The sequence below is a fragment of the Vibrio rotiferianus CAIM 577 = LMG 21460 genome (genome assembly GCF_002741985.1).
GTDB classification, from domain to species: domain Bacteria; phylum Pseudomonadota; class Gammaproteobacteria; order Enterobacterales; family Vibrionaceae; genus Vibrio; species Vibrio rotiferianus.
This window is the reverse complement of sequence record NZ_APHW01000007.1, coordinates 57,080-70,684: the sequence shown is the minus strand read 5'-3', so window position 1 is coordinate 70,684 and position 13,605 is coordinate 57,080. Positions and strand designations below refer to the sequence as shown.

The 13,605-nt window shown below is 46.1% G+C and carries 9 protein-coding genes and 1 pseudogene; 6 read left to right on the top strand and 4 right to left on the bottom strand.

Annotated elements, in window-relative coordinates; all coding sequences use genetic code 11:
• The first annotated feature begins 9 nt into the window (after nucleotides 1-9).
• Nucleotides 10-819 carry a MetQ/NlpA family lipoprotein gene (locus tag B853_RS03215; RefSeq protein WP_010446406.1) on the top strand — a complete coding sequence of 270 codons (810 nt, stop codon included), beginning with the start codon at nucleotides 10-12 and terminating at the stop codon, nucleotides 817-819.
• Between the two features lie 87 nt (nucleotides 820-906).
• Here the strand turns inward: B853_RS03215 and B853_RS03210 are convergent.
• The 4 genes and pseudogenes from B853_RS03210 to syd form a co-directional block, all read right to left on the bottom strand.
• Nucleotides 907-2,096, bottom strand: a pseudogene (locus B853_RS03210) (YibE/F family protein).
• A 91-nt stretch (nucleotides 2,097-2,187) separates the two neighbouring features.
• Nucleotides 2,188-4,383, bottom strand: coding sequence for a bifunctional metallophosphatase/5'-nucleotidase (locus tag B853_RS03205; RefSeq protein ID WP_038886033.1), 2,196 nt, complete (start codon nucleotides 4,381-4,383; stop codon nucleotides 2,188-2,190).
• 316 nt (nucleotides 4,384-4,699) lie between these two features.
• Entirely contained in the window at nucleotides 4,700-5,476 is a 777-nt protein-coding gene (locus tag B853_RS03200) for a Zn-ribbon-containing protein (protein ID WP_038886031.1), read from the bottom strand.
• Nucleotides 5,477-5,478: 2 nt separating this feature from the next.
• Complete coding sequence (syd, locus tag B853_RS03195; protein WP_038886029.1) at nucleotides 5,479-6,024, bottom strand: SecY-interacting protein; 546 nt, start codon at nucleotides 6,022-6,024, stop codon at nucleotides 5,479-5,481.
• A gap of 107 nt (nucleotides 6,025-6,131) precedes the next feature.
• Between syd and queF the strand changes: the two genes are divergently transcribed.
• The 5 genes from queF (at nucleotide 6,132) to xni (ending at nucleotide 13,514) form a co-directional block, all read left to right on the top strand.
• The gene (gene queF / locus B853_RS03190) at nucleotides 6,132-6,977 is read left to right on the top strand and encodes an NADPH-dependent 7-cyano-7-deazaguanine reductase QueF (RefSeq protein ID WP_038886027.1); all 846 of its coding nucleotides are present in this window, start codon (nucleotides 6,132-6,134) and stop codon (nucleotides 6,975-6,977) included.
• A 160-nt stretch (nucleotides 6,978-7,137) separates the two neighbouring features.
• The gene (locus B853_RS03185) at nucleotides 7,138-9,420 is read left to right on the top strand and encodes a tetratricopeptide repeat protein (protein WP_038886025.1); all 2,283 of its coding nucleotides are present in this window, start codon (nucleotides 7,138-7,140) and stop codon (nucleotides 9,418-9,420) included.
• 98 nt (nucleotides 9,421-9,518) lie between these two features.
• Nucleotides 9,519-11,084 carry a GGDEF domain-containing protein gene (locus B853_RS03180; protein ID WP_038886024.1) on the top strand — a complete coding sequence of 522 codons (1,566 nt, stop codon included), beginning with the start codon at nucleotides 9,519-9,521 and terminating at the stop codon, nucleotides 11,082-11,084.
• 212 nt (nucleotides 11,085-11,296) lie between these two features.
• Entirely contained in the window at nucleotides 11,297-12,673 is a 1,377-nt protein-coding gene (gene ppnN / locus B853_RS03175; protein WP_010446376.1) for a nucleotide 5'-monophosphate nucleosidase PpnN, read from the top strand.
• Between the two features lie 58 nt (nucleotides 12,674-12,731).
• Nucleotides 12,732-13,514, top strand: coding sequence for a flap endonuclease Xni (gene xni / locus B853_RS03170; protein WP_010446374.1), 783 nt, complete (start codon nucleotides 12,732-12,734; stop codon nucleotides 13,512-13,514).
• The last annotated feature ends 91 nt before the right edge of the window (nucleotides 13,515-13,605 follow it).

Here is a 13,605-nt window from a genome sequence, read left to right as displayed (position 1 = left end):
GAGATAAAGATGAAATTTAGCCTTAAGAGTCTTTTGACTGTTGCAACTGCTGCTTCTGCACTGGTTCTTGCTGGTTGTGGTGACAAAGAAGTCGACGTGAACAAAGTAAAAGTTGGCGTAATGGCAGGTGCGGAAGCTCAAGTTGCTGAAGTTGCAGCAAAAGTTGCTAAAGAGAAATACAACCTGGATGTTGAGCTGGTTACCTTTACCGATTACGTAACACCAAATGCAGCACTAGATGATGGCTCAATCGATGCGAACGCATTCCAACACAAGCCATACCTAGATCAGCAAGTGAAAGATCGTGGCTACAAACTAGTAACCGCTGGCAACTCTTTCGTATACCCAATTGCTGGTTACTCTAAGCAAGTAAAATCAGTGGATGAGATCGAAGACGGCGCACGCATCGCGGTACCAAACGATCCAACAAACCTAGGTCGTTCTCTACTGCTTCTTGAGCAACAAGGTCTGATCGAGCTACGTGATGGCGTTGATCTGCTAGCAACGGTACGTGACATCGTAGGTAACCCGAAAAACATCACAATTGTAGAGCTAGATGCAGCACAGCTTCCTCGCTCTCTTGATGACGTAGCGGTTTCCATCATCAACACGACTTACGCAAGCTCAATCAACCTAACACCTGAGCGTGACGGTATCTTCGTTGAAGACAAAGAGTCTCCATACGTAAACCTAATCGTAGCTCGTGAAGACAATGTTCAAGCTGCTAACGTGCAAAACTTCGTTAAGGCATACCAAACAGATGAAGTTTACGAAGCTGCAAAAGACATCTTCAAAGGTGGCGTAGTTAAAGGCTGGTAATCCCCCCCTTTCTACAAGAATTAAATATTCAAAAGGGCGCTCATCGAGCGCCCTTTTTGCATCTGTTTTCATTGCGGCTTTATACCGCTAGAACAGCTGAATTTCCTCTGCTCAACGTTCTTTTGCTCCTGTTCTGGCTGCATATCCACCTGAGGATGTTTAAACACATAAGGCGCTAAAAACGCAGTAAAAGGAATAGTAAGCACAATCCCCACACTACCCGCCAACGCGTTCACCACTGCGAGCCCCACCAGCGGCATATTCATAAACTGACTCGCAGGCATGTTGAGCCCCCACACCATCATAATGGTCGTCAATGAACCACCAGCAAACGCCAAAATTAAAGTGTTGGTCATGGTGCCCATGATGTCTCGACCAATATTCATCGACGCTCTAACCAACTGCTTTGGTTTGAGTTTCGGGTCAGTTTGTTGCAGCTCCGCGTACGCTGATGCAATCGAGATTGCCACGTCCATTACTGCACCAAGCGCGGCCACGACAATAGTCACGAACATCAACCAGCGAATACCCATCTTAACCGACGTTAGGTAAATCACGTCTTCGCCTTTGTCGAGGTAAATGCCCGACAAGTGTGCCATTTCGCCGAACCACTGCGCCATTACACCCGCGGCTATCACGCCCAATAACGTGCCGCCCATGGCGCATAAACTCTTGCGGTTATAGCCAGAAACGAGAATAAAGCTGACCACGATGATCACCACCATCAATAAGATGCTGACCAACATCGGATTCCAACCCGCAAAAATACTCGGCACCAACACGCCAACGATCAAGGCCGCTGTAAAATAGAGCGCGACCATCGAGTTGATGCCCTCTTTCTTACCAAAGCTCAGCAGCAGCGCGCAGAACAGAGCAAGCATCAGGTAAATCGCGTCTGAGCGTTTGTGGTTATACGCCCAATAAACGGTGCCATTGGTGGTTTCGCGGATCATCATGATGAAAGTATCGCCTTCACTGACATAAACATTGTGCTGACGACTGAGTGGATTGGTGACTTCCACTTCCAATCCTTCGCTCTCACCTTCTAGGATTTTTGCCATGAAGACTTGTTTGCCTGTCATCACATCTGGCACCAGCGGATCAGGTGCCACATGGTTCGAGATCGAACGCGTGACAGTCGCTTCAACAAACTCTTGTTGCTGACGAGATTTAGGACGGAAATCTTCACTCCACGAAGAAGAAAACTGAAAAATAAGTGTGGATATAAGGATAATCAGTAGGGTGAAACCCCACTTGTTATAGATTCTTTTGATCATGAAGCACTCTTCTACATCACTCACTCCAACAGGCTTTGCCTCTGGTGAGTAAAATTAGGCGCGGTAACCTCTACCGCGCCCACATGCAGGATTAATGAGCTGGGTTACAGCCTGCTACCTTCTCATCAAGGGTTGTCGCGTCTTTGTTAGGGTTAACAAAGTAGCTCGACGAATCATTGATGTTCACAGACTTAACAATCGCTGGGTATTTCGGGTTCTCTAAATCAATCGAGACACAGATTTCCATGTTCTTCAATTGCTCCCAAAGTGCTTTACCCTCACCTTCACGCAGCATAGTAATCTCTCCGCTTGGTTGGTATTGCGTGAATGCCCAGTTACCAACATTATCGCTAAAATCAGCAACATCAATGCCATGGTTCTTCTCAACATATGCAGTCAGCATATCGCGAATTGCGTAAACTGGCTCATTCACAGAGTCGTAGAACACGTCATCTTTGTCTGCCCAACCAAACTTCTGAATTTGCGAACCAAAGCGGTAGCTGTTCATCGCCACTTTGTAAGTCGCGTTTGGATCAAACTGTTCGCCACCAATGCTAGTAATGCTTACTCGGCTACCTTCATTCGTCACCGCGTTATTTTCATCCAACTCAAGTGATGGCTTGCTTAGATCTACCGTGAACTGGATGTCACCATCGAACTGATCGTAAAGATAAGCTGGCGCGCCTTTCTTGAACGATACGGTAATATCACCCGGTTTATATTGGTTGAAGTAAGAGTAAGACCATTCGATGAAGCGTTTCAGATTCGCACCTGTCATCTCAACACCAAGCAAGGTGTTGTCGTACTTGTACAAGTTAGTCGATTTACCTTTGGTGTAAACTTCATTATCAATTAAGTTAGATTGATCAGAGAACAGTGATGCTGCCGATACAACAGCCCCTTTGCCCTCACCAACAGCAGCTTCGATTTGCTGCATTTGAATCTGGTTAATCACATCCATCAAAGGCGTATCAACCACTTTCGCAAGGTGAATGGTCGAGTACAAACGCTCTGCAGTGTAGTTGTAATCCGTCGCTGTCGCTTCATCTTGGAAGCCCGTTGCGCTTGGCGTGAAGTTACCAGTCACACGACCGAGCTCACGTGTTGCATCTTCAACCGAAATATCATGCACGTATTGGAATTTCGCTTGTATCGCTTGATCTTCTTCCACTTTCTTAGTGCCAATGTTGGTCAATGTCGTGTCCGCCATTGTCCACTTGCCATCAACTTTTTTCAGCTGAATCTCAGCTTTAGCAAGGTAAGCACCCCATTTACCTGGCTCAATAATCTTCACACTTTGCTTACGATTTTCTTGGTTGTATTCACCAGATTTAGCTTTATCTTCGATTAGAGAATTATCGCCACCAATTTCTGACGTTGCTTTGCTGATTGGTGTCACCGTGCCATCAGCATTCACTTGCTCGATGTAGTTTGCGTGTTCGTGCCCCGCTAGGATGACATCAAATTTGTCCGCCATTGCTGAAGCAATCTTATAAACACCCACACCACCATCTTCTTGTCGACCAAGGTGAAGCGCACCAACAATCACATCTGGATTGTATTTAGATACCAATTGGTCAACGGCTTCTTTAGTCGCATCCAATTCGTTCTCAAACTTCAAACCTTTGAAGTGATCCGGTGCAGACGCTTCCCAGTTAGGTACGTTTGACGGTGTTAGACCAACGATTGCTACTTTAACCCCTTCCACTTCAAACATTTGGAATGCACGAATGTAGTTCACATCGTTGCTTTCCCATTTGATGTTAGAAGACAGCACCGCACCATTAAAGTGATTTAAGTTACGATCGATAAACGAGCGCTCAAAGTTGAATTCATGGTTGCCCGGTACCCAAACGTCAAAGCCAAGCGAGTTCATGCTCTCGACCACTGGGTGAGTTGGATCGTCGTTAAATAGCTGTGCAGAGTTACCTTGAACCGTATCACCGATATCAATCAGAATCATATTTGGGTGCGCAGCTTTTTGATCTGCCAGTAATGTCGCAACACGCGTAACACCAGCATCGTCATCTTCCGCATTCAACGCGTAATCAAAACCAAATAAACGACCATGTAAATCCGACGTCGCAGCAATAGCGATGGTTACTTCATCGGCTTGTGTTACTTCACCTTTTACCACTACATCAGGCGTGTTAGTTAGCGTTTTACCCTCTGCGACAACTGGACTGTAATCCGACGGTACTTCTACATATTTTGTTTCATCATCGTTACAGCCAGCCATCAAGCCGACTACAGCAATACAGACTAAGCTTCGTTTAAATAAAGTCATCTCAATTCCTTCCAGATTATTTTTATATATATTTTCGGAAGGGGCCCTCTTCCCAAAACCTTAAATAGGATAAGGATATTATTTGAAATTTTTGAGAAGCAAACGTTTCAATGCTTACAAAGCATGCATATGTGTTACATTTTTCTTTGAACGTGAACACAGGTCACAAACTAGGGGATGAGAGGTATCTTCAGAAAAAATACTTTCAAAAACAAAGTATTGATAGAGTGAATAATAAGAAAATCTGTTAAGTAACCGTGACACAATTACATTAGATAGAAAAAAGCTGGCATAGGCGCCAGCTTTAAAAAATAAACTATTTGATGTGGTCCCAAGAGATATTGGAGACAATTCGGCAATCGTCGCACTTAAAGTAGAAGATGTCGTGTAGTGGCTCATCGAGTAACCACTCACCACCACATTTTGGACACTTGCGTCCTTTTTCCGCTTCAAGCGACTCACCACCAACTCGGTATTGGTAGTAGTAAGTCGGGATCTTGGTGATGTATTCAATGCGACCACGTAAATCCCAACCACGACGGAACAGGACACTGCCCGCGTCGCAAATCTCGTGCAGCGCCGCATGTTCAGCACGGCAACCACCCGCCATTTGGATTTCATCGCACGCTTGCCATTCCGTTTGCCATTTCACTACCGCTTTATGGTCACCATTCAATGTCGCGCCATTGCGGTAAAGTGGAATAGGCAACAAGGTCTCGCCACTGCGCAGCGGAGAACAAGTATGTACGTATGTGGTGTACAGCACTTGCCAGCTTGGCGTTTCTTCCTCTGCCGCTTCTTCTGAGTTCAAATCACGACCCAACATGCGCATTTTCGGCGCAAGCAACGACGCTTCCGACAAACGATTCATGCACACTTTGACGAAATCAGAATGGTAGCGAGGGTGTAAACTGTCTTGCTCTGGGCAAACCACACGAACATAAAACTCGCCGTCACCCATTACGATAGGGAACTCACGTCCAAGTACCTGGCCGTTGTAGCGCAACGCATCCATCAGACCATTGATCGCTTTATCAACGGCGCTTACGGTCGTGTTATCAAAACACTCAAACTGCAACTCAACAACGTACATGCTTACACCGCTGCCTCTAGTTTGCTTAGGAACTCTGCTAGCGTCTCCGCCAGTATATCGCGTTTGTCTGAGCCTAGGCGCTCAAGAATCACATTACCAGTTAGGTTACAGATAGAAATCACATCCAGCTCTGCGTCTGTAGCGGCGATAAATACCGTCGGTTTTAGCTTTAGACGACGCTGAGTGACTAGGTGACCAAGAATATTCTCTTGCAGACGGGTGAAATCATCGTCACTCCACACTTGCAGCAGCGTCAGTTCGTTACCTTGCCAAGTTGCGTCCATATCAGCGCTGTACTGAGAACCGTAGAAGGTTTTGATGTCTTCATGCAGCGTCAGCTCAATTGCGTCCTCAACGTTAGTGAAATCCGCCATTTCTTCACGTGGGAATGCTTTCCACAATACGGCCCCGTCGCGTTTCTCTTCTACACATGGAGAAACAAGATCAGCAAGCTCTTCACTGCGTGGCAGTTCGTTATGCTCGTCTTGCCAAGCTTGTTGATAGCGCAGGCTAAAGTCCTGTAGAGCCTGAGTAACGGTTTGGGTCATGAAGGTCTCCTGGTTAGTTTTTATCAGGTCGCGGTGTCTGCCGGATGGCAATTAATCAGCGGATTCAGTAAAATTCTCGCCATTCTAATCGAAAATGACCACAAAGTATGAGCAAATATTCTGACGCTAAAGAGCTTGCTGGCCTAACTCTGGGTAAAAAGACCGAGTACGCAAATCAATACGACGCAAGCTTGCTGCAACCTGTACCTCGCAGCCTAAACCGTGATGACCTTGAACTTGGCGACAGCCTACCGTTTATGGGGCACGACATTTGGACGCTGTACGAGCTATCTTGGCTAAACAGTAAAGGCTTGCCTCAAGTTGCCGTTGGCGAAGTCTACATCCCTGCGACCAGCGCGAACTTAATTGAGTCAAAGTCGTTCAAGTTGTACTTAAACAGCTACAACCAAACGCGTTTTGCTACTTGGGAAGAAGTGACTGAGCGTTTAGCGCAAGATTTATCAGCATGCGCTGGTGAGCAAGTACTTGTGGAAGTAAACCCAGTAACTCACTACACCAACCAGCCTATCGTAACCATGGAAGGCGAGTGCATCGACGGTCAAGATATCGAAATCACCAGCTACGATTTTGACGCCGCACTTCTTGAAGGCGCGGCAGGCAAAGAGCAAGTAGAAGAAACCCTTCACAGCCACCTACTGAAATCAAACTGCCTAATCACCAACCAACCTGACTGGGGCAGCGTAGAAATTCGCTACCAAGGCGCTAAGCTTGATCGTGAGAAGCTGCTTCGCTACTTGGTTTCATTCCGCGAGCACAACGAGTTCCACGAACAGTGTGTTGAGCGTATTTTCACTGATTTGATGAAGTACTGCCAACCAACGAAACTAACGGTATTCGCACGTTACACTCGCCGTGGTGGTTTGGATATCAACCCTTACCGCTCAACGGATCAAGACAAGCCAGCACACAATAACCGCATGGCGCGTCAGTAATCTGAGTAGATAATTAAAAGTGCTTGAGTTCCACACTCAAAAACTAATTGCTTAAATACTCAAAAACGCCCAGCTATCTGTTGGATTGCTGGGCGTTTTTCTCTACTATTGCTTATTCAAAAACACGTACATTACGACACAGTTCGAGGGAACGAAAAGGATGTTTTGGGACAGTTCGCGTCTATTTAGGCTGATTGGCTTTCTTTGCTTATGGTTAGCGCAGCCACTTCACGCGACCATTTTATCTTCTACTTTGCTTAATGAAGCTCAGCAATTAGCTGAGATTGAACCATCGCAAGCCAAACAAGCCGCCAAAAACTACCTTTTACAACGTGAGTTGACTGACCGAAAAGAAAACGGTAGCCCTTCTGCCATGTCTCGTGAAGAGACCGATCGTAGTATTCGCACTCCCAGCAGCACGATTGAAGCTCATAAAATCATCGCGCAAGCTGAATATGCTATGGGTAACATTAAGGGAGCCATCGACAATCTAAACGAAGCTGAACGACTTGCCACCGAATATCAACTTCCTTACCTAAATCTAGATGTGCAACTGATGCGCAACCAAATGCTTTGGATGAATGATAAAAACTATGCGGTGGCGGAAGATAAACTCGATCAAGTCGAGCAGCAGATCGAACAAGCTAACCCAGTTTTGCAACGGACAGACAGTGTACGATACCGTTTAGTAATGCAGCGTGCATTGCTCGCCTCTCACAGCGGCAATTTTGTCGAAGCGGATCGTTGGTATGCGGAGGCCAAAAGCATGCTGGCTGATAACCGCTCTGACATCACATTAATTGACTACCACACTGCTGTCGGCGAGTTTTACCTCAACTACAAGAAATACAACTTAGCATTATCAGAGCTGCTTTTTGGTTACTGGCAATCGATTGAAAGCGATAACGGTGCTCGCCTTGCAAAAGTTAATCGGCTACTAGCACGCCTATTCCGTGAGAGACGAGTCTATGACAAAGCCATAGAGTACCTCTCGCAAGCTGCTGACTTTTATGATAGCTACCCGAACTCACCTATTTTAGCGGATGTTCTCGAGCAAATGGGGGATGTTTACTTCTATCAAGGCAAGTTCAATCTTGCCCTCGTTCATTACTTCAATGTTCTGGACCATGACAGCACAGCAAAAAATATTGAACGTATCATCAAGATCCGCCTCAGCCTCGCCGCTACTTACCTTCAACTGTACAACTACGCACTGGCAGAACAGTACCTCGATCGCTCTTTAGACTTACTTGAGTACGTAAAGATACCTTATTTGGAAGCAAAAGCGTCATTGCTTAAGTCCGGTCTAGCGTATCATCAAAATGACAGTAAGAGTGTGATCAACAATGCCCAGAAAGCGCTCGATCTCATTGAGAAAGCGCCGGACGATACTGGCTTCATCAAACAGCAATCATACCGATTATTGGGTCTAGGTTATGAGCAAGCCGGCGAATATCAGCTTTCTTTGCAAGCGTATAAAAAATACACCGGCTTAGTTCGCTTAGAGCAAAAGCAACTTAACCAGATCAGTGAGGATGCCTTCCGCCAGCAAAAAGAATTTGCCGAACAGAGTATCCACTATGTAGGCCAAGCGGATCGCTTGGCTCAAGTAGAAATGGAGCATCGCAAGTTTCAGAAAATATCGTTCGCGTTGTTTATCACTGTTTTGGTGATGTTTTTGTTTATCATGCGTCGTGGCGTAATCATGCAACGCCAATCGAATGAGATAGAAAAACTACGTAACGACCTATTTACCCACTCTCGATCACGCTTACGCAACTTGCGTATGCTCAACGTCAAATTATCGCGCTCACTGCAGAAATCCAGTGAAACTTTCGAGCAATGGCAAATGGGAGAGTTAATCCACGAACCTCTCAACGACCGCTTACGCTTTGTGATGATCGATTTACCATTCCTGCGCAGTATGTATGTTCAGCACGGCTACAAAGCAGGTTTGGAGCTAGAACGCGCATTCGGAGAGTTCTTAGCGGAGCGCATTAACAAACCGACTCGTTTGTACCACTTCTCAGATGCAAACCTGCTATATATCGAGCCAAATGCTGATCGTGATGCTTCCGCAGAAGCCACTTTTGAGAAATTCCAAAGCTGGGTGGATGAGTTTGCCGAGCAGCACAATGTAAATCGAATTATCCGAATGGGCATTAGTGACTACCCATTCTTACCTCGAGCTTATACCGCAATCAACGATGAGGAATTGCTTGATTTGCTGCTATTGGCTACACACATTGCCCGAGAAGTCAGCTTAAAAGACAAAGCAAGTCACTGGGTATTTTTGAAAGCCATTGACAATGCGCCAGCAGCGAGCTTTGCAACTGGTGACATACGTACCGCATGCCAACACGCCATAAACCAAGGGCTAATAAAGATCCACTCTTCGTACCAGAATGAGGACAACCTCAAAAAAATATTAAAAAGTGGGTAATTAAACAGCGGTTGAGCACGATACCTAATGACGCTATAAAGTTTTTTGTTATTATCAATTAATTGTCAGCAGTACATGGACTTAGCCACAGTTTTTTCATGGGAATCTTGGAATCCGATATTCAGTCGCAGCTTCATCAGCTGAGTTGTCAACTTGACCAACTCAGGCTGGCACATCGTGATACTTCGCTCAAATTTAAGCGAGAGCAGCAAGTTCTGAAGCGAGTTGTGGCATCATTGACCTCTGCATGCCAGGGCTCAAGCACGCAAGTCACAAACTACTTGCTTGAAATTCAGCGAGAATTAGAACATCAACAAGACATAACCTCACTGATCCCCCGCCTTGCAGTATTGGAACGAGTACTCAAACAACAGTCTATGGCGATGGAAAAACAAAACGGTTACCTTGATGAGCAGATAAAACACAGTGGTGAAACGCTCCAGCGAATCACAGGTTTGCCTGCGCAACTGAAACGTGAACTGCGGAATCTAATGAGCTTTTCAGAGGTTCACGCAGGCAAAAAAGTGGACCAAGCAGTAAAGCTTCTCAGCATTTACGAACGTGCGCTTAAAATAATCACCTCCAACTCACGCCTTAACCTAGGTGAACTTGAAAACTCACCTGACAAGTCACAACTAGAGTGTCTTGCCTCTGATCTGCAATACACAATTACAGAACTAGACTTTGAAGGCGAATCTGGAGAGCAACTACTCGATATTCGAGCCAAGCTTCTGCTGGGTGTTAACGCAGAGTCACTAATCGAACTCACGTTGAATACGCTAAAACTGGTTGTTGAAGCAACCAAGTTTGAGCGTAAGTCTTCTGAGCAATTCCTCGATCAGTTGAATACTTCTCTCTCTTCCAACTTAAAGACTGCACATCAAAATGTCGATCAGCATCAAACCTATTTTGAGCACCGACAAGACTTAAACTATGAGCTCTCTTCGTTGGTGGATCGCACCCAAACGACGCTCGATCAAGCAGCGGAACTGGAAGCTCTCAAAGCTGATATGTCACCATTGCTAGCTCAAATCGCTTCATTAACTGAAAGGTTAAAAATGACAGAGGAGCGTGAGCAGGCTCTTCAAGAGCGCCTAGGCTACAGTAAAAATCAGCTTGAAGCCGTATTCGAGACTACCCAAGATTATCGTCGTCGATTGGAAGATCAAGCTCAGCGGATGCTGCTAGATCCACTGACTAAGGTGTACAACCGAGCGGCATTCAATGATCGCTTGGAATTAGAATACCGTCGCTGGATTCGCTCTCAACAAAATTTGCGCGTCGTGCTGTTTGATGTCGATAACTTCAAAGCGGTTAATGATAGCTATGGTTACACAGCAGGTGACAAGGCATTGAAGATCCTTGCTCGCACGATGAGAAAACGCATCTCCGATACCGATACTGTCGGACGCTTTGGTGGAGAAGAGTTTATCTTGTTGATCCCTGACCAAAGCGAAGAATACACGCTTGATTTACTCAAGCAGATCCAACGAGATGTGAGCCAACTGCCATTTAAGTTCCGAGAACAGAACATCATGATTACGCTGACCGCCGTCTCAACCAGCTTTAAAGAGTCAGATAGCCCTGAGTACGTCTTAGATCGATTAGGTAGTATGCTAAAAGAGACGAAACAAAGAGGTACCAACCAAGTAAGTTGGAACTAGCCGATTGTTCAAAAAAGCACCAAACAGACTGCAATTGCAGTCTGTTTTACTATATAGCCTACAAAATTCAACGAGTTATCACGTTTCTTCATTACCAGTCTGCTAAGCTGTTTAAACAACAAAGTCAGCCAACCACTGAGTAGAACGACACGTATAAGCTAAGTATGTGAGTTGGTTTTTTCCCTCAAAGAAAGCAATAGCAAGGAGGCCTTATGATTACCCATATAAGCCCCGCAGGTAGCATGGATTTGCTATCACAACTCGAAGTTGAGCGTCTTAAGAAAACAGCATCAAGTGATCTTTATCAGCTCTACCGTAACTGTACGCTTGCGGTCCTCAACTCGGGAAGCCACACCGACAACTCAAAAGAGCTGTTAGATAAATACCTATCGTTTGATGTGAATGTAGTGCGTCGTGAACGAGGCATCAAGCTTGAGCTTGCTAACCCACCTGAGCACGCGTTCGTTGACGGTGAGATCATCAAAGGTATTCAAGAGCACTTGTTTTCTGTGTTGCGCGACATCGTATACGTGAACATGCACTTGGCGGACAACCAGCGCCTCAACCTGACTAATGCCACTCACATTACCAACCTCGTATTTGGCATCTTGCGTAATGCTGGCGCTCTAACTCCTGGTATCGAGCCAAACCTTGTTGTGTGTTGGGGTGGCCACTCAATCAACCCAACCGAGTACCAATACACTCGAGAAGTGGGTAACGAACTGGGTCTACGTGAACTGAATATCTGTACGGGCTGCGGTCCTGGCGCGATGGAAGGTCCAATGAAAGGCGCCGCTATTGGTCATGCCAAGCAACGTTACACAGACCAACGCTATCTTGGTTTGACAGAGCCATCAATCATCGCAGCTGAGCCACCAAACCCAATCGTGAATGAACTGGTGATCATGCCAGATATCGAGAAACGTCTCGAAGCCTTCGTTCGTATGGCGCATGGCATTGTTATCTTCCCTGGTGGTCCAGGTACAGCCGAAGAGCTGCTGTACATCTTGGGTATCATGATGCACCCAGAAAATGCCGACCACCCAATGCCAATCGTGCTGACGGGCCCGAAAGAGAGCGAAGCCTACTTCCGCTCTATCGATGCTTTCATTGCAGACACGCTGGGTGAAGAAGGTCAGAAACACTACCAAATCGTGATTGATGATCCTGCAGAAGTTGCCCGCATCATGAAACGCTCAATGGACGAAGTGCGTCAACATCGTAAAGAGAAAGGCGACGCATACAGCTTTAACTGGTCACTGAAGATCGAGCCTGAGTTCCAACTACCGTTTGAGCCTACTCACGATGCAATGGCAAGCTTAAACTTGAACATCAATCAGCAGCCACAAGTTCTGGCAGCAAGTTTGCGTCAAGCCTTCTCAGGTATCGTAGCAGGTAACGTCAAGGCTGAAGGGATTAGAGAAATCGAACGGAAAGGTCCGTTTACCATCAATGGCGATCCGGTCTTAATGAAGAAACTCGACAAGCTATTAAAGGACTTCGTAGAACAACATCGCATGAAACTACCAGGTGGTACAGCTTACGAGCCATGTTACCGTATTGCCCATCAGGAAAATGGTGGTCGATAGATAACTCAGCTTTGGTTACACTAGGGGCATTACGCCCCTTTTTTATTGCTAAGTCATTATGTCTATTCATCTTGTTATCATTGATGCCCTAAACCTGATCCGCCGTGTGCACTCTGCACAACCCGATCCAACTGACATAGCAAGAACCATCACCACCACAGGCAGAACGCTGACTCGCATCCTGTCTGAAGCACAACCAACCCATATCATTGCGGTATTCGATCACCACGAGCAAGATCGCGGTTGGCGCGCAGAAATCCTACCGGACTACAAACAAAACCGAAAGCCCATGCCAGAGCCTTTGATGAAAGGCTTAGATGCGATTCAACAAGCGTGGTGGGAACAAGGTATTGATTCGTTACTATCTGAAGGTGATGAGGCGGATGACTTGGTTGCAACTTTGGCCACCAAAGTCGCCAGTCACGGAGAGAAGGTCACGATTGTTTCTACAGATAAAGGTTACTGCCAGCTGCTGTCCCCGACTCTACAAATTCGAGATTACTTCCAACACCGCTGGCTGGATGAACCGTTTATCGAAAAAGAATTTGGTGTAAAACCAACTCAACTTGCCGACTACTGGGGCTTAACGGGTATAAGCTCAAGCCAAGTGCCGGGCGTGCCTGGTGTGGGACCAAAGGCTGCAAAGGAAATCCTCACTCAGTTTGAGGACATTGAAGCTGCCTACGCAAGTGAAGAGCTGGTGCCGAAGTACCGTAAAAAGCTGGACGAACACATTGAGTCAGCACGTCTATGCAAGAGAGTAGCAGCGCTGAAATGCGATATCGAGCTCGGCTTTAACCTGCAAGACATTCGCTTTACAGGGCCAAATAAAGCCGAGTAAGTACATCTCTTTACGCAGTCAGTTTGGGGTTAGACAATACGTTTATAAAATTTGTTGTGTAACCCTTTACATTCACAGCAATGATATTTAC

What these genes read in the sequence shown, in the direction of transcription:
- B853_RS03215 (WP_010446406.1), top strand. Translation starts at nt 10, where the DNA reads ATGAAATTTAGCCTTAAGAGTCTTTTGACTGTTGCAACTGCTGCTTCT.
- B853_RS03205 (WP_038886033.1), bottom strand. Translation starts at nt 4,383, where the DNA reads ATGACTTTATTTAAACGAAGCTTAGTCTGTATTGCTGTAGTCGGCTTG.
- B853_RS03200 (WP_038886031.1), bottom strand. Translation starts at nt 5,476, where the DNA reads ATGTACGTTGTTGAGTTGCAGTTTGAGTGTTTTGATAACACGACCGTA.
- syd (WP_038886029.1), bottom strand. Translation starts at nt 6,024, where the DNA reads ATGACCCAAACCGTTACTCAGGCTCTACAGGACTTTAGCCTGCGCTAT.
- queF (WP_038886027.1), top strand. Translation starts at nt 6,132, where the DNA reads ATGAGCAAATATTCTGACGCTAAAGAGCTTGCTGGCCTAACTCTGGGT.
- B853_RS03185 (WP_038886025.1), top strand. Translation starts at nt 7,138, where the DNA reads ATGTTTTGGGACAGTTCGCGTCTATTTAGGCTGATTGGCTTTCTTTGC.
- B853_RS03180 (WP_038886024.1), top strand. Translation starts at nt 9,519, where the DNA reads ATGGGAATCTTGGAATCCGATATTCAGTCGCAGCTTCATCAGCTGAGT.
- ppnN (WP_010446376.1), top strand. Translation starts at nt 11,297, where the DNA reads ATGATTACCCATATAAGCCCCGCAGGTAGCATGGATTTGCTATCACAA.
- xni (WP_010446374.1), top strand. Translation starts at nt 12,732, where the DNA reads ATGTCTATTCATCTTGTTATCATTGATGCCCTAAACCTGATCCGCCGT.